This window comes from Paenibacillus sp. GYB003 (assembly GCF_036577625.1).
Classification (GTDB): Bacteria; Bacillota; Bacilli; order Paenibacillales; family NBRC-103111; genus Paenibacillus_AB.
In genome coordinates, this window is the sequence record NZ_JARBDC010000005.1 from 68,729 (window position 1) to 90,858 (window position 22,130).

Consider the following 22,130-nt stretch of genomic DNA (forward strand, 5'->3'; position numbering starts at 1 on the left):
ACCGTTTGACTAACAAACGCATCCATGAGATAATCGATACATAATGTATCGGGGGTTGGTTGTAATGAAAGAGGAAACGAAACGAATGAGTCGAAGGAAAGCCCTAGTCGCGTTAGGGTCGGCAGGCCTTGGACTGATAGGGGCTTATTGGGTAAAAAACCGCGGCATTCCGACTGTGGAAGCCGCGGAAAATAGTTACGCAGCGACTCAAGCGGGTATCTCTGCAAACAGCGTATATAATGTGAAGGCATACGGGGCTATAGGCGATAGTTTAAATAACGATGCAGCGGCAATCAACCAGGCGGTCCAAGCGGCCGTCAGTTCGGGTGGTGGAACTGTTTACTTCCCCACTGGTACATATCGTATCCGTTCGGGTTTGACATTTCCGGAAAGTGTCGATCTGGAATTTGTAAACGGCGCAAGGCTAATCGTCGACAGCGGATTTAATATTTATGTATACGGAGGAGTAAAGGCCGGAATATACCAAATTTTCGAAGGAGGAGGGCGGATATTTGGGGAGTTTAATGTGCCCCAAGTATACCCGGAATGGTGGGGAGCAAAATCCGGCAATAACGATTCGACGGCCATCAGTTCGGCGCTCGAGGTTCTCGATCCTAATGGGGGGCGCGTCGTTTTCTCGAAAGGCACATACAACATTACCGGCACGATTACGTTTCAGGGGAAGAACAATATCGTTCTTGAAGGTTTCGGGTCGGTTTTGTCGTTCCAGAATGTATCGCTTGGGTTAGAAATCATCGGCTGTACGAATTTCAAAATGCAGGGGATGGAGCTGACGGGAAACTTTAACTCCAACAATTTGGTCCGATTTTCCGGATGTGACCAAGTCGTTGTTGAGGATGTCAAAGTAAAGAACTGTCGAAGAGATGAAAACGTTGCAATCGTCCCGCTGGTTTTTGTAGGAACGACTAACGTGCTGCTTGAAAAATGTCATGTTGAAAATATCGATTCCAAAGTTTCAAAAATATCGAGAGGCGTTTATTTCAGTTCCGTGCAGGGTGGTAAAGCGAGTCGTTATATTACGATCCGAAGGTGCAAGTTTCAAAACATTACGCCTATCGACGACGGGGATGCGATTCACTTTTTGCAGCAGGACAATGAGAACGGGGTGGTGGATGGGACGATCGACGCCTTCATACATGATTGTCATTTTATCGATTGTGCGAAAAGGGGCGTCAAAGCGCAGGCTAGCGGCGTAACGGTGCAAGATTGCAAGTTCTATGATCTTAACTTTCAATACGAGCATTATACAGCCATCGCCTTCCATTGCTCCAATAGTTCTGCTATACGGAATACTGTCCGCTACAACACATGCTTGATCGGCATTGGGGCAAACAACCATGAAAGCCTCCCGCAAAAAAACATCCAAATTGAGGAGAATGTCATTGAGATTGCTCAAACCGGAAGTGCTAATCAATATGGAATACTATTTGGAAGCGCATTATCCAGATGGCGCTGCGACAACATCCGGATTCGTAACAACAAACTGCTTGGCGATAAGCTGTTCTCAGCTATTCAATTCACCTACGGGAATGATGTAACGGTTGAAGGCAATGTTGCGCCATCGATGGCATGCGTAATTGGTCAACAGGATTCCAATTTTAAGGTAACTAACGCCAACATTACGGGAAATATAATGAAAAGTCTTCAGTTAGGCGTTCAACAGTCTGTTGTATCCCAAAATACGGTAAAAGGAGGCGGCAATGGTTTCGATCTGTTGGCGGTCTGTGCCAACACGGAGTTGGCGAACAACTACATCGATACTTGTAAGGTTGGGGTAAACGTTAGAGCGGGGACGCGTTCCATTCAAATAACCGCCAACCGGTTCGTCGGCAATCTTGAATGGGATTTGCGGATTGACGGTGATGGTCATAAATTACAAAGGAACGAAGGACTTCAAAAAATATACTCCGTCTCTGGAAAACAATATCAGTTCGATATTCGTTTGTCTGAGGGGAGCACTGCACCAATTTCCGGTTTCTGGAGCGCAGGGGATATATTCAACAACACGTCCCCGACCCGACTGAGGAACATCGGTTTTTGGAAATGCGTTTCTGGTGGTTCGGGCGGCCAATGGATGGCGTTTGGATGTGGGTACGGAACAAAGAACGAAAGAGATTCCGTCAGATTGACCAAAAACGATGCCGGATACCAGTTCAAGCTAAATGATGGTTCAGGTTCGTTATTTGTCTGGGATGGCACGAAGTGGGTTTGAATTGTGATAAGGGAGATGCCGGTTCGCCAGCATCTCCCCTCATTCATTACTGCGATATGGGACCGAATGGTTTCCATATACCAGGTTCTCCCGCTGACGTACAAATCCAGCCGACGTAACCGCCCGGTTTAGGGAGAGAATTGTAGGTTATATCGCCGATATCCCAAGAGCCGGTTGTCGGAGGTGAAGCACTTTGAGTCGTTTTATTGTTTTGGATGGCGATTTGACCGTTTTGCGGCGCGGACAGTTTGGATAATCCTATGTTGGAGAAAATCTGGTGTTCGCGACCGCTTATTTGTGCATCCAGATTTATATTCTGGCTGAACGTATTTTCGCAGATCTGTATATTGACGGTCTTGTCCCGGACGATCATACCGACGGTTTGATTGGCAATCAGGTTATTATTGACCTTCACGTTATTGCACGGGGCAAGCATATCTATACCGTAGGTATCTCCTCTTATCGTATTGAATGATACGTGGGAATCCCTTGCGGCCAGTGTGATGGTTGAGAATGTATTATTGGATATTTTGGCGTTGATGACAGGGTATACCGTATTAACTTGGCCGATCGTAATCCCTTTCTGCTCCGAAATGTTTCCGGTTACTTGTATATTGTTTCCATAGGTGTACTGAATGACGGTGTAATATTTATCTCCTATAAAGATATTGTCTTTGATAATTACGTTATCGCATCGCCAAGTCGAATTGGCGTACCCGAACAGAATGCCGTATTGATTTTGCGTATTTATAGCAGAAATCTCAATAATATTTGCTTCTATGATGATGTTGCTCTGTGGCTTGTCGTTGGAATTATTTACGGCAATGACGGAGGTACAGTAATTATATTTGATTCTGTTACCAATTGCCGAACTGTTGGAGCAAAACAAAGCGATAGCCGATGAATGCTTGTATTTGAAATTTTGGTCGAAAAATTGGCAATCCACAACCTTGACGCCTTTCGCTTGCGCTTTGACTCCGCGCTTGGCACAGTCTATGAATGTACAATCGAAAATTAAGGCATCCGATGATCCGTCCGTTACGCCGGCCAACCCATCTTCCTGTAATAGTTGGATACCGTCTCCGTCGTCCACGGGCGTAATATTCTGGATAATGCATTTGCGGACTTCAATATAACGGCATATTTTCCCGGCGTCATCGTATGCGAAATAAATTCCTCTCGCCACTTTTGAAACAGGCGAATCGATGTTGTAAATATGGCAAAACTCCACCGTAATAAATGTAGTTCCGACGAATCTCAAGCCGATAACGGGGTCCGTTCCACTTCTTCTGCAGTCCCGGATAATCAAGTTTAGGACATGGATATTGGAGCAAGTGTTAAACCTCACCAAATAGTTCGAGCTGTAGTTTCCGTTAAACTCCAAATCTCGGACTTCGATATGCGAGCATTTATTAAATTCAAGCCCTGTTGCGACGTTTGAGAAGCTAAGTGTGGAGTTTGCTCCATAAACCGTCATACCGTTCCGGTTATTGACTTTCAATGGCTGAGTTATTTTGTAAATCCCTTTGGGAATATATATTTCGGAATATCCGCTGTTCAGTGCTGCTTGTAATGCGTTTGTATCATCCGCTTTTCCATCGCCCTTGGCGCCGAAGTCCATTACATTTCCAGCTCCGTTAGCCATTGCTTCGATCCCCTTTGCTTTGTGGTTTGGGTATACATGGTTGTACTATTTATCATATGCAATCATTTTCAGAGATGTGAATTAAATAGACATATCGGGAGATGTAGGTGAAATGAAGAGTTTTGCACGAATGTTGGGACTAACGTTACTTTTGCACATCTTCGTAAGTCAATCGCTTTTGGCCATTGAAGGAGAGCGTCCTGAAAAAACTGCTTTACAAAATGCAAGAGGGACTGTCATAGAGACGGTTTATGCAAATCAGAACGTTGTAGGAGGACAAAATTGGTATGCAAACAATGTACAAGTGGATGGGAACGCAGGATCGGCAATACTTACTCTTTTTCGGACGGATGCGAGCGTTATACAGGCGGTGTATTACAAGACGGTAGATGGAACGGCCACCGCACCTTCGGATTATTATTCTAGTACCGGCAAAGTTATTTTCAATTCAGGAGAATGGGAGAAGAAGGTTGCAATTCCGATCATGAGCTATGGGGAGACCGAAACGGACAAGCAGTTCTGGGTCGAGCTGTCCGACTCTCTTGAAGATGTTTCCGGTTCTGCACTCCGCGTTTCAGTTATAATTATGGGATACTCCCCGGACAAGATTCGAATATACCTGAAAAAGGTGGATAACGAAAATTACGATGTATTTGTAAACGTCAGAAATCGTAAAGGTATGCCGGTCGCAAACCAAACGGTGATATTTACCTCAACGATTGGAACAATAACGCCAAGTGCGGTAACAGATGATTTTGGGGAGGCTAGCGTCAGATTGTTCAGCAATACATCCGGATCAGGGACTTTATTAGCAAGGCTATCTTCCGGAATTTCAACTAAAACTTCCATATTCTTCGACATAAATCCAATCAGCATCGATACCGGGTCAGCGGATTCGGAAACGAAATTAATGTACATCCGATAGCAATATCTGCAGTCCCCGTTATGTTCATTCCGTTCGTATTCTTATTATGAGGGTTATTTGCTTCTCTTAAAAGAGGGGGCATCGTTCATGGAAAAGAAATGGATAGACGAGATGTTCTTGCTGCGCAGTATCGCATGTTTATGCCTAGTTTTCCGTAATAGTTTCAATCGAACCTTTCCGGAATCGAGCTTGCTCGGCAATTTTTTAGAACTTATGCTTACGTTTGGGACCCCGGCCTTCATTTTCATTTCTGAAATGATTTTGGCTCACTCTTCTCGGGATCGGGCGGATAGTCATTTTTGGACCAAAAGAATTCAATATATTTTGGCCCCTTATTTTTTATTCGGGGCCCTTTATGCATTAATGAAATCAGCCCAGATTTGGGTCGAAAGTAAGGAAGTGTCACTCGGGACGCTGGTGTCGTTTTTGTGGAGACATTGGCTGCTCGGGGACTATCATGGCTATTTTATTCTGATCGTATTTCAGTTCTATGCCCTGCATAAGTATATGACCAGATTGGACCGCGCTTATTCGCCCATATCGATTCTAACCGTTTCCATGATTATTAACATGGTTTATCTCGGCTTTTTCAATTTTGTTCCGTCCCCGGACTCTGCCGTACTTCATTACGTGTGGAGTAAATTTTACTGGATTCCGTTTCCCGGGTGGGCATTCTATTTTGTTTTGGCTTACTATTGCGGGAGTCGTTATGAACAATTCAAGACATTGATCGCCAAGCATGGTCGATGGAGTTGGGCGGCTGTAACGGTCTCGGGGCTTTTATGCTTTATCATGCTCCATCAGGAATGGATACGAAGCGTTTCATCTAAACGCGTCGATATGGTTATTTTTACGGTCAGCGTCATTTTTTTAGTTTGTTATATCATGGTGCGGGTAGGTAAAATCTCTCCGGTTTTTATAAGTATTAGCCGGTATTCGTTCGGTATTTACTTACTGCATCCTATGTTTTTGGCTGTAATGTTTGTACCGCTGCAGATGTTTCCCTCCTTCCGTTCCAATTGGTTTACTTTGGCGGTCTTGTTCGCGGGGAGTATAGGCTGTTCCGTAGTCACGACTTATATCCTCAATAAAACGAAGTGGGGACCATACATTGTAGGTAAAATCGGAACGCACGATGTCAACCGAAAAAGACCAGCTTCGACATCCCTTGCAAAAAAGATTGGTGTTAGTTAAAAGTCGTTGTTTATTTCCATCTGCATTGATACGTTATGTAACTTTTTATTAAATATTCCTCTTGTTATGATTCGTTTTGTATCGTAGTATTAGTATATACAAATATTGTTTCATAAAGATGGAGTGATGCTACCGGTGGCAGGTTTGCAAGTAAAAGTAGATATTATTAAAATTCTAAACCAACTTGCAGTAAATTCCTCCAAAAAGTCGAGTATTATCGCCTCTATAAGCTTGCAAGAAAGCAAGCAAGTAGAGCGTCCATCCGAGAAGGAGCAATAATTGCCGTACATAATCAAAAGCCCCGAGAGGAGAGATGAACTCGGGGCCTTCTTGCCTATTATCACCCGAACAGCTTCCGCAAATTTTCCCCGTAAGGCGCCGTAACGACGCCCTTCTCCGTAATAATCGCCGTTACATATTCATTCGGCGTCACGTCGAATGCGGGATTGAACACCTTCACTCCGGCCGGCGCGGTTCGTTTGCCGAAGCCTTGTGTAATTTCGTGTTCGTCCCGTTCCTCAATCGGAATTTCCGCGCCCGTAGGCGTATTCAGATCGATGGTGGACATCGGGCACGCGACATAGAACGGAATGCCGTGCGCCTTGGCCAGTACGGCGACGCCGTACGTGCCGATTTTGTTGGCGACGTCTCCGTTGGCGGCGACCCGGTCCGTCCCGACGATGACGGCCTGCACCCAGCCTTTGGACATGACCATCCCGGCCATATTGTCGCAGATGAGCGTCACGTCGATGCCGGCCTGCTGCAGCTCGAACGCGGTCAGGCGCGAGCCCTGCAGGACGGGGCGCGTTTCGTCGGCGAACACTTTGACGTTCCAGCCCCGTTCCTTGGCGAGATAAAGCGGCGCGAGCGCCGTACCGTATTTCGCCGTGGCGAGGCCGCCCGCGTTGCAGTGCGTCAGCACGCCGATGCCGTCGCTCAGCAGCGTCAGCGCGTGCTCGCCGATCCGCCGGCACGTCTCCTCGTCCTCGGCGCGGATGAGCTCCGCTTCGGCCAGCATGGCCGCCTTGATCGCCCCGGCGTCCGCTTGCTCGTCCGCAAGCCGCGCGGCTTGCGCCTTCATCCGGTCGAGCGCCCAAAACAGGTTTACCGCCGTCGGCCGCGACGTGGCCAAATAGTCGGCCTGCCGGTTGACTTCGGCGAGCACTTGTCCGGCATCGCCGGCCGTATGGCGCACGCCGAGGTATACGCCGTAAGCGGCCGCGATGCCGATGGCCGGGGCGCCCCGCACCTTCAAATGGCGGATCGCCTCCCAGACGTCTTCCGCCGTCGTCAGCTGCAGGTAGACGATCTCCTCGGGCAGCAGCCGCTGATCCAGCAAGTCCAGACGCGTACCGGCCCAGACGACCGATGGCAAAGGCTCGTTTGCGGAACCGATCCGGCTTTCCGGCGAAGTCGTGTTGTTCATATCGTTGGCATCCCCTTCCCGAAGCCGTTATTCCGCCGCCGCCCGGCGGGCGATGTCGATCAGTTCCCCGATCGAAGCGGCATTCCGGTGATGTCTGATCAGCGCTTTGCCTATGCGGAGCGCAAGGCGCTGCGCGCGTTGTTTTGCCGCCGCGTCCGGAATCGTGTCGATGTCGGCGACGTGCGCGAGGCCGATGACGCGGCGCACCATTTTGCAGCCGGCATAGCCGAACGTATCGCGCAGCAGCCCCTCCACGTACAGATTCTGGAAGCCCGGCGTCCGGGATAGGCGGTCGACGCACGCCTCGTCCCAGAGGGTGCGGAACTGCCGCTCGAACGTCGTCCAAACGTCGTTTGCCGTCTGCAGCAAATAGTCGCGGTAGCCGGAACGGCTCGCTTCGTCCGGACTCCAGCCCTCCTGGCCGGCGAAATTCAGCAGCAGGTTGGCGAGCACGGCCCCGATATCGAAGCCCATCGGACCGTAGTAGGCGAATTCGGGATCGATCACCTTCGTCGACGTCTCGGTGACGAAAATGCTGCCCGTATGCAGATCGCCGTGCAGCAGCGCCTGGGCGTTCGTCAGGAAGCCGTGGCGCAGTCTCGCCACTTCCAGATGCAGCTCCCGATCGTTCCAGATCGATTCGACTTCATCGCGGATGGCGGCGTCGAAATTGTTCGTATCGGCATCCGTGTACGGATGATCGAAAATCAAGTCCTCGGTTATTTTGCACAAGTCCGGGTTAATGAATGTTTCGAGACGCCGCTTCTTCTCTTGCTGGTTCATGCCGAGATCGGACGTAAAAAACAGCGTGCGCGCCAGGAACCGGCCGATATGGCCGGCGAATTGCGGATAGACGCGGCGCTCGATCAGCCCTTTGCGCATAATGAGATGATCGCTCAAATCTTCCATGACGGTCAGCGCGAGATCGGCGTCGTACCGGTAGACGCGCGGGACGAGATCGGGGCAAAGCTCGCCCTCGATCCGCAGCGCCTCGCTCTCGATGCGGGAGCGGTCCAGCGACAGCGGCCACGATTCGCCGACCACCTTCGCGTAAGGGAGCGCTTGCTTCAAAATGATGCTGGCCTTGGAGGCCGGGTCGGTAAGGTGAAAGACGAGATTCAAATTGCCGTCGCCGATTTCGCGGGACGTCAGGGCGGCGTCCGCCGGGAACAGGCCCGGTATCGATTTGGCGTATTCGATTGCTTCCGCTTCGGTCAGCGGATGATATTGCGTCATAACGCACCTCCGTCGATTGGTCGAAATTGCTGCTTTTATAAAGGTAATGATAAATCCCGGGGGTCCCCGCCACGACGGGGTTTCGTGAGACCATACCAGTAGTATAAGCGATAAGGGCGGTTGGGGAAATACCCAGTTTTACAACCGGGATAGTTGTTTTTGAAAATAGCGCAGCGGTTCACATAATGATTGGCGTCTTAAGCCAAAATAAGTCGTACATGCGTTTCAAAGCCGGCGTCAACGGGTAATGAAACGTACCCGCGAACAAGTTCATGTCACGAAACGGAGGAATCGCTTATGGCAACCGCAATCGCAACCGATACGAAAACGGTCGTGGAATCGATCAACAAGCAGCTCGCCAACTGGGGCGTGCTTTACGTCAAAATCCACAACTTCCATTGGTTCGTCAAAGGCAAGCAGTTTTTTACGCTGCATGAAAAATTCGAAGCGCTGTACAACGAGGCGGACAAATGGATCGACGAGCTCGCCGAGCGCGTGCTGGCGATCAAAGGGAAGCCGGTCGCCACGATGAAGGAGATGCTTGCGCAGGCGTCCGTCCAGGAGGCGTCCGGCGGCGAAAGCGCCGACCAAATGGTCGTGGCGATCGTGAAAGATTTTCAGACGATGCTCGGCGAAATTCGCGGCGCGATCATGCAGGCGGAGCAGGCGGGCGACCACGGCTCGGCCGACATGCTGACGGGCATGCAGAAATCGCTCGAGAAGCACGTCTGGATGCTCGAATCGCTGCAAGGCTGACCGGCGTTCGTTTGCAAAAGGAACGGTTTTGCGCCCCATGTCCGGGGCGCTTTCCTTTTGCCTTCATGCGAACGCTCGTTACCGCCGGAATCGGCATGCCGGAAGGCGGTTCGGCGCGGCGCGGCTTTCGGTTTGCTTTGCTTTCCCCGCAAATCGTATAATGGAAGTATTGTGCAGGAAGGGAGAGTGGAAGCCGGTGGACAACGGGCCGATTGCATTGAAGGAATGGGCGGTGGCGGTCAAGGCACTCCTTGAAGGACGTCAGATCGTGGCGCTCCGCAAAGGCGGCATCGCGGAAGAGACGAAGGAGTTCCGGCTGGAAAGCCCGTCGTTTTGGCTGTACCCGACATTCGAGCATCAACGGCGGGAGCTGCTCAAGGACGAAGCGCAGCCGACGCTCGCGGAAACGCTCCGGGGATGGAGTCCGGAAGCGGAAACGGTCGAGATCGCCTGCTTCGCCGAGGTGACCGCCGATATCGAGGTTACGAGCCAGGAGCGGCTGGACCGCATACGCGATTTCCATATTTGGACGGACCGTTTCGCGGAGGAACGGCTGAGATGGAAACGGCTGAAGCCGCTGCACGTCTTGCTGCTGCGCATATACAAGCTGGAGGAGCCGGTGCGCGTTCCGATACGGCCTTCCTATTCGGGCTGCACGTCATGGATTCGAATCGAAGGGGAGTTCGCTCCGGGCGCCAAGAAGCCGGTGTTGGACGACGCGGCGTTTGGCGGAATTTCCCAGGAAATCGAACGGCTGCTTGCCGATTAACGCCGAACCGGTTCGGCGCCGAAGCGGCGCTGCGGCTACTTTTTAAACAAAAAAGTTTAAAATATGTCGAAACCCCCTTTATTGATTTTGGTGCAGCGTTTATAATATTATTAAATATTGAGAATCACTGAGAATCATTTTGTACGGATTTCAATTTCCAATTGAACATCAGGTTGGAATGATTCTATATAGCCGCAAGTTTGCGTCCGCGCAGCTGTGTCCGCAGCGCGATGGACGATAAGCCGCATCCGGCGGCAGCAAAAAAGTACAAAGTCGGAGGGAAGCATACATGTCTAACGCACCAACTTTCATTATCGACGGTTTGAAGGCGTCGATCGAAGACAAAGAAATTTTGAAAGGGATCAACCTGAGCATGAAAGGCGGCGAGGTGCACGCGATCATGGGACCGAACGGTACCGGCAAAAGCACGCTCGCATCCGCTTTGATGGGACATCCGAAATACGAAGTGACCGGCGGCTCCGTTACGCTCGACGGCGAAGACGTGCTGGAGATGGGCGTCGACGAGCGCGCGCGCGCCGGCATGTTCCTCGCGATGCAATATCCGAGCGAAATTCCCGGCGTAACGAACGCCGACTTCCTGCGCAGCGCCATTAACGCCCGCCGCGAGGAAGGCAACGAAATTTCGCTGATCAAGTTCATCCGCCAAATGGAAAAGAAGATGAAGGAGCTCGAAATGAATCCGGAGTTCGCCCATCGTTATTTGAACGAAGGCTTTTCCGGCGGGGAGAAGAAGCGGAACGAAATTTTGCAAATGATGCTGCTTGAGCCGAAAATCGTCATTTTGGACGAAATCGACTCCGGTCTCGACATCGACGCGCTCAAAATCGTCGCCGCGGGCGTCAACGCGATGCGCAGCGAAGATCGCGGTTTCTTGATCATTACCCACTACCAGCGTTTGCTCGACTACATCAAGCCGGACTACGTCCACGTCATGATGCAGGGCCGCATCGTGAAATCGGGCGGACCGGAGCTGGCGGAGAAGCTCGAAGCGGAAGGCTACGATTGGATCAAGGAAGAGCTTGGCATCGTAGACGAAACGGTCGGACAACTTTAATTCAAAAACAGGGGCTTTCCGAAAAGGGTGCGGAAATAAGCTTCGCAGCGAAAACGCCGCTTTTCAAGAGCCCGATATGGAGGAATCGACATGACTCAAACCGTTCTTCCAATCGACCGCAATTCCGTAGCTGACTTGTCCAAAAGCCGGAACGAGCCTTCGTGGTTGACCGATCTCCGCTTGAAAGCTTTGGAATTGGCAGGATCGTTGGAGCTGCCGAAATTGGAAAAAACGAGAATCGACCGTTGGCATCTCGATGCTTACGGATCGTATAAAACGCCGGCCCCGCTGCAAAGCCTGGAGCAGCTGCCGGAAGCGGTCAAGACGCTGATCGGCGAATCGGCGGACAACGTCGTCGTGCACCGCAATTCGGGCGCGGTATGGAAGCAATTGACGAGCGAGCTGGCCGGCAAAGGGGTCGTCTTTACCGATTTGGAGACGGCGGCCAAGGAGCACGGCGATCTCGTGCAAAAGTATTTCATGAGCGTCGTGAAGCCGGAGGAAAACAGCGTAACCGCGCTCCACGCGGCGATCTGGAACGGCGGGGTATTCCTGTACGTGCCGAAAAACGTCCAGGTCGAAGTGCCGCTGCAGGCGCTCTTCTTCTCGGACGACGCCGACGCGACGTTCGCGCCGCACGTGCTGATCGTCGCCGAAGCGAACAGCTCGGTCACGTACGTCGACAACTATTTCTCCGAGGACGGCAAGGAGTTCGTCCATAACGGAATCGTGGAAGTGATCGCGAAGCCGGGAGCGAAGGTGCAGTTCGCCACCGTGCAAAATTTGGGCAAAGGGTCGACGGGCCTCATGTACCGCCGCGCGATCGTCGATAACGACGCCCGCGTCGAATGGATCGTCGGCGAGCTGAACAGCGGCAACGCGATGGCCGACACCGCGACGCTGCTGCAGGGCAACGGCTCGAGCTCGGACGCGAAGGTCATTTCGGTCGGCAACGGCGACCAGAAGGTGAACCTGACGACGCGCGCGACCCATTTCGGCAAAAGCACGCCGAGCGACATGATTACGCGCGCGGTCATGATGGACGAAGCGACGGCCATCATCAACGGCATTACGAAAATCGAGAAGCGGGCGACGGGCGCGAACGGCCAGCAAACCGAACGCGTGCTCATGCTGAGCCCGAAAGCGCGCGGCGACGCGAACCCGATTCTGCTCATCGACGAGGACGACGTCAAAGCCGGACACGCGGCCAGCGTCGGCCAAGTGAACCCCGAGCATATGTATTACTTGATGTCGCGCGGCATTACGAGGGCGGAAGCGCACAAGCTGGTCGTGTACGGATTTTTGGCGCCGGTCATTAACGAGGTGCCGATCGAAAACGTGCAGAAGCAGCTGCAATCGCTCGTCGAAAGGAAGCTCGGACAATGAGCAGCCTCGGAGCCGAAATTCGCAACCAGTTTCCGATTCTTCATCAGGAAGTAAACGGTCATCCGCTCGTTTATTTGGATAGCGGCGCGAGCTCCCAGAAACCGGTCGCCGTCATCGAGGCGATCAAGCGGTATTACGAGAACGATCACGCGAACGTGCACCGCGGCGTGCATACGCTCGGCTCGCGGGCGACCGACGCGTACGAGGAGGCGCGCGACAAAGTCGCCGCTTTCCTGAACGCGAGACGCCGCGAAGAAATCATCTTTACGCGGGGAACGACGACGGCGATCAACCTGGTCGCCTCCAGCTACGCCCGGTCCGTCTGCCGGGAAGGCGACGAAATCGTCATTACCCCGATGGAGCACCACAGCAATCTCATTCCGTGGCAGCAAGTCGCCAAGGCGACCGGCGCCGCGCTGAAATATATTCCGCTGCAGCCGGACGGCACGATTTCGCTGCAGGACGCGGAAATCGCGATTACGGACCGGACGAAAATGGTCGCGATCACGTACGTGTCGAACGTGCTCGGCGTGACGAACCCGATCAAGGAAATCGCCGCCGTCGCCCACCGGCACGGCGCGAAGCTGCTTGTGGACGGGGCGCAGAGCACGCCGCACGTCAAGGTCGACGTGCAGGCGCTGGACTGCGACTTCTATGCATTTTCCGGCCACAAAATGTGCGGTCCGACCGGAATCGGGGCACTCTATGGAAAGTTCGAGCTGCTCGAGAAAATGGATCCGATCGAGTTCGGCGGCGAAATGATCGACCGCGTCGACTTGTTCGAGTCCACGTTCAAAGAGCCGCCGGAGCGGTTCGAAGGCGGTACGCCGATTATCGCGGGCGCGGTCGGACTCGGAGCGGCGATCGACTTTTTGACGGAAATCGGCATGGACCGCATTCACGCCCATGACGTTCATCTCGCCAAAATCGCCTACGAGCAGCTTTCGGACATCGAGGGGCTGACGATTTACGGTCCTCGCGACAACCGTACCGGCATCGTTACGTTCAACCTGAAGGACATTCACGCACACGACGTCGCGACCGTCATCGATCAGGAAGGCGTCGCCATCCGGGCGGGCCATCACTGCTGCCAGCCGCTCATGAAATGGCTGAACGTGAACGCGACGGCGCGCGCCAGCTTTTACCTGTACAACACCGAAGACGACGTGGCGAAGCTCGCAGCCGCGCTTCGCAATGCGCAGCGTTTTTTTGAAAGCATCGGGTAAGCTTTATCCAATTCCACGACGAAACGGGGAGGGAAACGATCATGGCTAAGCAAATGCCGGAAATGGAAGAGTACAAGTACGGATTTCGCGACGAGCACCAGGCCGTGTTCCGTTCGGAAAAAGGGCTGACGAAAGAAATCGTCACGGAAATTTCGCGAATGAAAAACGAGCCGCAATGGATGCTCGACTTTCGTCTGAAATCGCTCGACCAATTCAATAAAATGGCGCTTCCGCGCTGGGGCGGCAATCTGGACGACCTCGATTTCAACGACATCACGTACTACGTCAAGCCTTCGGAGAAGCAGGGCAAGACGTGGGAGGAAGTGCCGCAGGAAATCAAAAACACGTTCGACAAGCTCGGCATTCCGGAAGCGGAGCAAAAGTTTTTGGCGGGCGTTTCGGCGCAGTACGAATCCGAAGTCGTCTACCACAGCATGCAGGAAGATTTGGAGAAGCAGGGCGTCATTTTCACCGATACGGACACGGCGCTCCGCGAGCATCCGGACATTTTCAAGGAATATTTCGGCACCGTCGTACCGATCGCGGACAACAAGTTCGCGGCGCTCAACAGCGCGGTTTGGTCGGGCGGCAGCTTCATCTACGTCCCGAAGGGCGTGAAGTGCGAAATTCCGCTGCAGGCTTACTTCCGGATCAACTCGGAAAACATGGGCCAATTCGAGCGCACGCTCATTATCGCCGACGAGGACAGCTTCGTCCATTACGTCGAAGGCTGCACGGCGCCGATCTACAGCACGAACTCGCTGCATAGCGCCGTCGTCGAAATCATCTGCAAGAAAAACGCGCGCGTCCGCTACACGACGATCCAAAACTGGGCGCCGAACATTTACAACCTCGTCACGAAGCGGGCGGTCGCCGAAGAAAACGCGACGATGGAATGGGTCGACGGTAACATCGGCTCCAAGCTGACGATGAAATATCCGGCCGTCATTTTGAAAGGCCGCGGCGCGAAAGGGATGGTGCTTTCGATCGCGGTCGCCGGCAAAGGCCAGCATCAGGACGCGGGCGCGAAAATGATCCACCTTGCGCCGGAAACGACATCGACGATCGTTTCGAAATCGATCAGCAAGCACGGCGGCAAAGTGACGTACCGCGGTCTCGCTTCGTTCGGCCGCAACTCGGAAGGTTCGAAGGCGAACATCAAGTGCGATACGCTCATTCTCGACAACGAATCGACGTCGGACACGATTCCGTACAACGAAATCATGAACGACAACATTACGCTCGAGCACGAAGCGACCGTGTCGAAGGTGTCCGAGGATCAGCTGTTCTACTTGATGAGCCGCGGCCTCAGCGAAGCGGAAGCGACGCAAATGATCGTCATGGGCTTCATCGAGCCGTTCACGAAAGAGCTGCCGATGGAATACGCGGTCGAGATGAACCGTTTGATCAAGATGGAAATGGAAGGCAGCATCGGGTAAGGAAAGGCTTGCGGAATGCAGGTACGGGTCCGCACCTCATCGGCACGCTTCCGGCCCCGGCCGCTCGAATCGAAATAATAGAAGGGTCGACCCAATAAAATGGGTGGACCCTTCTCTCATGAGAGCCGATTTCAGATCTCGGTTTTTCGGCAAGTTTATCGATCGCGTCCAGTCAGTTGTTGTCCATCCGTTTCGCTTGTTCTTTCTCGATTTTGTTAGTAAGCAAATGTTCGACGATCGCCGCGTTTGAAACAACGGTTTGCTTTCGGTTCGCTTTCTTTTTCAAAAGGTTATCACCGCCTGAGCCGCTCGATTCGAAACTGCGGTTGCGAATTTAAGGTTCATCGATATAAGTATTTTTGTCCGCCGTCGGTTCCATGAAATAACGCCCCGGCTCTTCCACATTCGTAATATCGTTTTCGGCTGCGATTTCGCCGATCGTTTTGATTTCTTTCCGAGGTTCGGAACGGCCTTTCTTCAGCGGGTCGCGGTTGTTGTCCAAATCTTCACCTCCCGAAGCTTAGCATGCCGGCGACGGCGCGAAACTATTCGCCAATCGTAAAACCCCGCTTGGCCGTTGGTTCGGACGGGCGGGGTGTTTTTGTCAGCTTATAATGAATTCGACGATAATCGGGTTGCCGGCGTCCAGAACGTCTCCTCCGGGGATCGTAATGGCGGTAGTCGTGACGGACGAGGTGTCGGCCGTCTGAAGAATTCCGTTGATATACAGGTTATAGTACGAATACAGTGCGGGAAACGCCGTTGCGGCTGCGCCGGTATCCGCCGTAAAGGCCGTAGCGGCAATGGCGAAGGTGGCCCCGGTTCCCGTTCCGGCACCGGCCGTAGACGAAAACCGTCTTGCATTGGAGTATGGGGTTACGATCGGCATCGGTTTCGCACCTCCTTTCTATTCTAGTAAATGTAAAGGAAGCCTGCCAGGGAAGGGCGATTCTATAAGGGAAAGTCGCCATTTTTTGAAGCATTGCTAGATTCCGCCGGTACCCTGATTTTACTAGCGAAGCCCGGGTTGACCGAACGCATAAATCGAAACGCGGTATCCCAACCTACAAATGGCATGAATCCTTTTTAGGAGGGAATCGATTCGATGAACAAATCGGCGCGAATTTGGGCCATTTCGCTTTTGGCGGCTTCCCTTGCCGTTACAAGCGGCTGCGGAGGGGCAGGCGGAGGGCTGTTTCGCCAATCGCGGCAGTCCGCTCCCGGCGACGACACGACGACGCGTTCCGGCGCTCCGCATCCGGGCGCTTTATCCGGCTCGGGCCCCGAGCTGCTGAATGCGGACGAGGGACGCATTCCGATCGTTACGTTGGACGGAAAGCCGTACATTTCGGGGCCGAAGCTGGCTGAGCTGCTCGAATTCCAAACCGCCTGGGACGCTGCGGCCGGCAAGCTGAGCATGGGCGACACCGATGCGGTGATGGAGCTTACGGGAGGAAGCGCTCAAGCGGTCAAAGAAGGAGATGCGGTGACCCTGCCGGACGCTCCGAAAGTGGCGGAAGGCATTTTGTATATTCCCGTAGCCGTTTTGCCCGACCTGTTTCACGACGATATCCGCTACGAGCAGCGGAGCGGCGAATTGGCGCTTCTCCCCGGCCCGGAGGCGGCCGATCGCCCGCTAATGGACGAGCCCGCCGATCCGGAAACGAGCGCGGACGAGCTCAGCTTCGCCGACGACCCGAACGATCCGTTCAAGGCGGCCGATACGCCCGCTTCGCTCCTGATCGCGGACGGCGGAGGCGCCGGTCCGGATTCGCCGTACGGCGGCTATGCGGATGCGATTCCCGCGCTCAAGCAGATCGACATGAACAAAGTCATTTCGACCGCCCAGCGCTATATCGGCGTGAAATACGTATTCGGCGCCGAACCGTACCCGCAGTCGGGCGTGTTCGATTGCTCGACGTTTTCGCAGTACGTATACGGCAAGTTCGGGATTACGCTGCCGCGCACCGCGCGCGCGCAAGCCCGCCAGGGCACGTCGGTCAGCCGGAAAATGCTGCGAAAGGGCGACCTGATGTTTTTTTACGTGCCGGGCCGGTTCAAGTCGAACAAAACCGTCGGACATGTGGGAATTTACATGGGGGGCGGGAACATGATCCATGCGTCGACGAAGCCGCAAAACGGCGTGCAAATTACGAGCATCAACAAGCCGTTTTGGAAAAAAACGTTTCTCGCCGCCAAACGCGTCGGCCCGTAAATCGTACGAAAAAAAGCCGGGGGATCGCTCCCCGGCTTGACTACTTTATATCGGACTCAACGGATTCCACGGTCCGGTTTGCGGCCCTTTCCATTCGGAGCCGTCCTCCCACACTTCCTTTTTCCAAATCGGAACGATCTGCTTCAACCGTTCGATCGCATACCGGCTCGCCTCGTAGCCGTCGGCGCGATGCGGGGTCGAGACGGCGATGACGACGCTCGTTTCGCCGACGGGCACCGGTCCGATCCGGTGCGAGATCGCGCACTTGGCGCCGGGCCAGCGCTCGCCGATTTCCGCGGCGATTTGCTCCATCGTTTTGAGCGCCATCGGCTCGTACGCTTCGTATTCGAGCAGGACGGTGCGCTTGCCGAACGTCGTCCGGCGCGTCGTGCCGACGAAGACGACGGCGGCTCCATGCTCGTCGTCGGCGACTTTGGCGCACGTTCGTTCGACGGACAGCGGTTCCGTCGTCAGGAGATGGAGCGCCGGCGCCGCATCGCCCGGCGCGCCTTGTCCGCCGGACACGGGCGGAATGAGGGCAATTTCGTCGCCGGCCGCGAGCGTCTCGCCGTCGCCGGCGTACGTTTGGTTTTTGGCGAGAAACGAAGCCCGGATCAGCGGGGCGGCCTCCGGATACGACCGGGCGAGCTCCGCTTTCAGCTCCGCGCCCGTCACCGCGTCGCCGTCGATCGTCACGGTCAAGGAAGAAGCGCCGAGCTTGTCCGACAAGCCGGCGAACAACCGAATCGTAAGCTGCACGGAACATGACACCTCCGAACCGTTTTGCACGTCTACAGTAGTGTATCATGTTCTTGGCATGTCCGGCAAAAAAAAGCATACAATGGGAGGATCGGGGGACGTGCAGGAAAAAGGGCGGCGGAAATCGAATACACGTTTGGATGGAACATGCGCTGGGGGCGATCGACGTAGCATGGACGAACGAAAACTGGTCCTTCTTCATACGAACGATATACATAGTCATTTCGAACGGATGCCCCGCATTGCCGAAGCGCTTCGCCGGCTGCGGACGAAGCACGCCGCCGGCGATCCGCTCGTCATCGATTGCGGCGATCATATGGACCGGATGCGGCCGGAAACGGAAGGGAGCGCCGGCCTGGCCAACATCGCCGTCCTGAACGCGACCGGATACGATCTGGTCGTGCCGGGCAACAACGAAGGGCTGACGATGACGCCGGACATGCTCGCCGCCGCTTATGCGGAGCGGCGCGGCTATTCGGTCGTTTGCGGCAACCTGCTCGAGTCGGCGACCGGGAGGCCCCCCGCCTGGATGGAGCCGTACCGGATCGTGGAGCGCGGCGGCATCCGCGTAGGAGTCATCGGGCTGACCGCGTACTACCCGGATTTTTATTCGCTGCTCGGCTGGACCGTCGCCGAACCGATCGAAACGGCGGCGCGGCTGACGGAGCGGCTGCGTCCGGACGTGGACGTGCTCGTCGTCGTGTCGCATCTGGGCATCAACAACGACAAGGCGATGGCCGAGCGCATCGACGGCATCGATATTATTATCGGCAGCCATACGCATCATTTGCTCGAGCAGCCGCTTCATTACGCCGGGACGTATATCGCGGCGGCCGGCTGCTTCGGCAAATACGTCGGCGAGCTGGAGTTCGCCTACGACGCGGACAGCGGTGCGCTCCGCCTGATCGACGGAGGATGCCGCGATACGGACGGTTTCCCGCCCGATCCCGGGATCGAGGAGCTCATTCGCGCCGAGGAGCGGGCGAGCCGCAGCCGGCTGGAGCGCGCCGCGGCGGTGCTTGACAAGCCGATCGACATTCGCTGGGAAACGGAGTCCGGGCTCGGCAACCTGCTGGCGTCGGGCATTCGCCGCTGGACGAACGCGGAGATCGGCATCGTCAACGCCGGGCAAATTTTGCAAAGCCTCCCGGCCGGAGAGGTGACGCTGTACAAGCTGCTGGAAATTTGTCCGTCGCCGATCAACCCTTGTCTCGTCCGGCTAAGCGGCGAACAAATCCGGCGCGCGCTGGAGGAATCGCTGCTGGACGAATTTACGCGGAAGCCGCTGAAAGGATTCGGCTTTCGCGGCAAAGTGCTCGGGACGCTGTGCTTGTCCGGCGTCCGCGTGGAATATGCGGCGGACGGGGAGCCTTACGGCAAAATTCGCTCCGTTACGGTCAACGGGGAGCCGCTCGATCCGCTTCGGCTGTACGAGGTCGGCACGATCGACATGTTTACGTTCGGCATCGGTTATATGTCGCTCGGGCAGGGGGAGACGGTCGCGTACTATTTGCCGGAGTTTATCCGGGACGTGCTGAGGGCGCAGCTCGGGGACGAGGAGGAAATCCGGCGCAGCGGCGTGCCGCGCTGGTTTTCGATAGGATGACTACTTTCGTTCGGGGGAGGAGCCTATGTTTAGTTTATGGGTTGCGCTCGTAATCGGCATTGTCGAAGGATTGACCGAGTTTTTGCCCGTTTCGTCGACGGGCCATATGATTTTGGTCGGCCATATGATCGGGTTTACGGGCGAGAAGGCGGAAACGTTCGAGGTCGTCATCCAGCTCGGCGCGATATTGGCGGTTGCGGTCATCTATTGGAAACGCGTGCTCCGGCTGTTCGGCTACAACGACCGGGAAGCCCGCGCCAAGCCGCGCCGGATCAATCTGCTGCACATCGCTCTGGCGATCGTTCCCGCCCTCGGACTGGCGTTCGTGCTGCGCGACTATATCAAGCTGCTGTTCATGCCGGAGACGGTCGTCATCGGTCTGGTCGCCGGCGGCATTTTTATGATCATCGGCGAGAAACGGCAGCCTACAGTGACGGTGCGGGATATGGACGACCTGTCGTACCGCCAGGCGCTGTTCGTCGGCATCGCCCAGTGCTTGTCGCTGTGGCCCGGGTTTTCCCGTTCCGGCTCGACGATCGCGGCGGGCATGCTGGCGGGGGCGAGCCGGGCGGCGGCGGCCGATTTCACGTTTTTGATCGCCATTCCGGTCATGTGCGCGGCGACCGGATACGAGCTGCTCAAAAGCATCGGCTCGATGACGGCGGACGACCTCGGATTTTTGGCCGCAGGATTTATCGTCTCGTTCGTCGTCGCGCTGATCGCCGTCGCGACGTTCATCAAGCTCGTCGGCAAGCTGTCGCTGACGTATTTTTCCTACTACCGGTTCGCGCTGGCCGCGGTCGTCCTCGTTTATATGTATACGGCAGGCTTCTAGTCTGCTATCCCCGGATCCGTCAAGCGCGACGAAAGGAGCGCGAGCGGCCGGGGTTTTCTTTTTGCGCCGCTTTCGGGTAAAATGGGAAAGATAAGGAACAGTCAGGTGGGGAAAGACCGAATGAATCCATATGAACGGGCGGTTGCGCTGCAGCCGCTATCGCCGGAATACGACCCGTGGGACCCGATCCGCTCTTTGCGCCGGTACGGGCGCCACGTTTTGACGAGCGTCGAGTTTACGGTCACGAATTTGTGCAACATGCGCTGCGAGCATTGCGCGGTAGGCGACGCGCTGACGATGACCGAAGGCGCGCGCGTGCCGCTTGCGGACGTGCTGAAACGGCTCGACGAGGTCGAGCATCTGGAGACGATCAGCATTACCGGCGGGGAGCCGTCGTACCAGCTGAAGACGGTCAAGGACTATATCGTCCCGCTGCTTAAATATGCGAGAGAACGGGGCGTCCGGACGCAGCTCAATTCGAACGTCACGCTCGATTTGTCCCGCTACGAAATGATGGCGCCTTACTTGGACGTCATGCACATTTCGTTCAATTATACGGGAGCGGACGACTTTCATCGCGTCGGCTTCGTCCACAGCGGCCATCCGGTCGGAAAGGAAACGGCGGCCGCGCTGTACGAGCGGATGATGGAGAACGCGCTGGCGCTCAGCAAGGGCGGCATGTTCGTTTCCGCCGAATCGATGATCAATTTCCGCACCCACGAGAAGATCGCCGACATACACCGGCTCATCGGCGAGATGGGCTGCAGGCGGCACGAGGTGCACCCGATGTACCCGAGCGCCTTCGCCGCCGGCCTGCCGAAGCTGACGCTGGCGGAAATACGCGCGGCGATTCACCGGCTGCTCGACAGCCGCGACCCGGACCTGTGGATGCTGTTCGGCACGCTGCCGTTTTTCGCCTGCAGCTCCGATCCGGCCGATCTGGACGTCGTCCGGCGGCTGAGAAACGAGCCGAACGTGACGGTCCGTAACGACCCGGACGGGCGGAACCGGCTGAACGTCAACCTGTTCAGCGGCGACTTGTTCGTCACCGACTTCGCGGATTTGGCCGCGCTCGGCAACATGGCCGTCGATTCGTTCGACGGCGTATTCGCCAAATGGCTGGACCATCCGCTTAACCGGAAAGTCGACTGCCATTGCGACGCCGCGGCGTGCTGCGGTCCGAACTTGCTGGTCGCCGACGCCTATTACCGCGACGTCGATTTCAAGAAACGAAGCGCGGTCGTATAAAAGCGGCCGAAGCCGCTGCGCGGGCGCCCTGATCGGCGCACAATAGAGAAGAACGATCCATCCAGCCAACTTAGCGAACGAAAAGGGAGGAATTCTTCGCCAGGAGCGAAGTCCGGCGGAACGTCCGCGCCGGTTGCGGGCCGTGCGACCGTCGTCG

Annotated in this window: 19 protein-coding genes; 13 read left to right on the top strand and 6 right to left on the bottom strand. The window is 55.1% G+C overall.

Annotated features, from left to right (window positions below):
• Positions 1-64 precede the first annotated feature (64 nt).
• Positions 65-2,233: a glycosyl hydrolase family 28-related protein gene (locus PV407_RS03805; protein ID WP_332088542.1), complete on the top strand. Its 2,169-nt coding sequence runs from the start codon at positions 65-67 to the stop codon at positions 2,231-2,233.
• A gap of 46 nt (positions 2,234-2,279) precedes the next feature.
• On the opposite strand, the gene PV407_RS03810 is transcribed toward PV407_RS03805, so the two are convergent.
• Complete coding sequence (locus PV407_RS03810) at positions 2,280-3,878, bottom strand: glycosyl hydrolase family 28-related protein (RefSeq protein WP_332088543.1); 1,599 nt, start codon at positions 3,876-3,878, stop codon at positions 2,280-2,282.
• Between the two features lie 112 nt (positions 3,879-3,990).
• Here PV407_RS03810 and PV407_RS03815 point away from each other — a divergent pair, with 112 nt between their 5' ends.
• Complete coding sequence (locus tag PV407_RS03815; protein WP_332088544.1) at positions 3,991-4,803, top strand: Calx-beta domain-containing protein; 813 nt, start codon at positions 3,991-3,993, stop codon at positions 4,801-4,803.
• A gap of 87 nt (positions 4,804-4,890) precedes the next feature.
• Positions 4,891-5,997 carry an acyltransferase family protein gene (locus PV407_RS03820; protein ID WP_332088545.1) on the top strand — a complete coding sequence of 369 codons (1,107 nt, stop codon included), beginning with the start codon at positions 4,891-4,893 and terminating at the stop codon, positions 5,995-5,997.
• A 340-nt stretch (positions 5,998-6,337) separates the two neighbouring features.
• Here the strand turns inward: PV407_RS03820 and mtnA are convergent, their stop codons facing one another.
• Together mtnA and mtnK are read right to left on the bottom strand one after the other, a co-directional pair.
• Positions 6,338-7,423, bottom strand: a complete 1,086-nt coding sequence (gene mtnA, locus PV407_RS03825) for an S-methyl-5-thioribose-1-phosphate isomerase (RefSeq protein WP_332088546.1) — start codon at positions 7,421-7,423, stop codon at positions 6,338-6,340.
• Between the two features lie 27 nt (positions 7,424-7,450).
• Positions 7,451-8,659 (bottom strand): S-methyl-5-thioribose kinase, encoded by a 1,209-nt coding sequence (mtnK, locus tag PV407_RS03830; protein ID WP_332088547.1) that lies wholly within the window; start codon positions 8,657-8,659, stop codon positions 7,451-7,453.
• 297 nt (positions 8,660-8,956) lie between these two features.
• Here mtnK and PV407_RS03835 point away from each other — a divergent pair, with 297 nt between their 5' ends.
• From PV407_RS03835 to sufB, 6 genes are all read left to right on the top strand, one after another.
• A complete protein-coding gene (locus PV407_RS03835; protein WP_332088548.1) occupies positions 8,957-9,415 on the top strand; it encodes a Dps family protein in 459 nt (152 codons plus the stop codon).
• A gap of 196 nt (positions 9,416-9,611) precedes the next feature.
• Entirely contained in the window at positions 9,612-10,184 is a 573-nt protein-coding gene (locus PV407_RS03840; protein WP_332088549.1) for a DUF1802 family protein, read from the top strand.
• A gap of 289 nt (positions 10,185-10,473) precedes the next feature.
• A complete protein-coding gene (gene sufC, locus PV407_RS03845; protein WP_332088550.1) occupies positions 10,474-11,259 on the top strand; it encodes a Fe-S cluster assembly ATPase SufC in 786 nt (261 codons plus the stop codon).
• 90 nt (positions 11,260-11,349) lie between these two features.
• Positions 11,350-12,645 carry a Fe-S cluster assembly protein SufD gene (gene sufD, locus PV407_RS03850; protein ID WP_332088551.1) on the top strand — a complete coding sequence of 432 codons (1,296 nt, stop codon included), beginning with the start codon at positions 11,350-11,352 and terminating at the stop codon, positions 12,643-12,645.
• Positions 12,642-13,871: a cysteine desulfurase gene (locus tag PV407_RS03855; protein ID WP_332088552.1), complete on the top strand. Its 1,230-nt coding sequence runs from the start codon at positions 12,642-12,644 to the stop codon at positions 13,869-13,871. The genes sufD and PV407_RS03855 overlap by 4 nt, the downstream gene beginning before the upstream one ends.
• 41 nt (positions 13,872-13,912) lie before the next feature.
• On the top strand, positions 13,913-15,310 hold the full coding sequence (gene sufB, locus PV407_RS03860; protein ID WP_332088553.1) for a Fe-S cluster assembly protein SufB: 1,398 nt from the start codon (positions 13,913-13,915) through the stop codon (positions 15,308-15,310).
• 334 nt (positions 15,311-15,644) lie between these two features.
• On the opposite strand, the gene PV407_RS03865 is transcribed toward sufB, so the two are convergent.
• Positions 15,645-15,812, bottom strand: coding sequence for a hypothetical protein (locus PV407_RS03865; RefSeq protein ID WP_332088554.1), 168 nt, complete (start codon positions 15,810-15,812; stop codon positions 15,645-15,647).
• 102 nt (positions 15,813-15,914) lie between these two features.
• On the bottom strand, positions 15,915-16,199 hold the full coding sequence (locus PV407_RS03870; protein ID WP_332088555.1) for a DUF4183 domain-containing protein: 285 nt from the start codon (positions 16,197-16,199) through the stop codon (positions 15,915-15,917).
• A gap of 216 nt (positions 16,200-16,415) precedes the next feature.
• On the opposite strand from PV407_RS03870, the gene PV407_RS03875 reads away from it, so the two are divergent.
• Positions 16,416-17,525 (top strand): C40 family peptidase, encoded by a 1,110-nt coding sequence (locus tag PV407_RS03875; RefSeq protein WP_332088556.1) that lies wholly within the window; start codon positions 16,416-16,418, stop codon positions 17,523-17,525.
• Between the two features lie 45 nt (positions 17,526-17,570).
• Here the strand turns inward: PV407_RS03875 and PV407_RS03880 are convergent, their stop codons facing one another.
• Entirely contained in the window at positions 17,571-18,284 is a 714-nt protein-coding gene (locus PV407_RS03880) for a molybdenum cofactor biosynthesis protein (protein ID WP_332088557.1), read from the bottom strand.
• 172 nt (positions 18,285-18,456) lie between these two features.
• Here PV407_RS03880 and PV407_RS03885 point away from each other — a divergent pair, with 172 nt between their 5' ends.
• From PV407_RS03885 to yfkAB, 3 genes are all read left to right on the top strand, one after another.
• Positions 18,457-19,890, top strand: coding sequence for a bifunctional metallophosphatase/5'-nucleotidase (locus PV407_RS03885; protein WP_332088558.1), 1,434 nt, complete (start codon positions 18,457-18,459; stop codon positions 19,888-19,890).
• Positions 19,891-19,915: 25 nt separating this feature from the next.
• On the top strand, positions 19,916-20,725 hold the full coding sequence (locus tag PV407_RS03890) for an undecaprenyl-diphosphate phosphatase (RefSeq protein ID WP_332088559.1): 810 nt from the start codon (positions 19,916-19,918) through the stop codon (positions 20,723-20,725).
• A 120-nt stretch (positions 20,726-20,845) separates the two neighbouring features.
• The gene (gene yfkAB, locus PV407_RS03895) at positions 20,846-21,973 is read left to right on the top strand and encodes a radical SAM/CxCxxxxC motif protein YfkAB (protein ID WP_332088560.1); all 1,128 of its coding nucleotides are present in this window, start codon (positions 20,846-20,848) and stop codon (positions 21,971-21,973) included.
• Positions 21,974-22,130 lie beyond the last annotated feature (157 nt).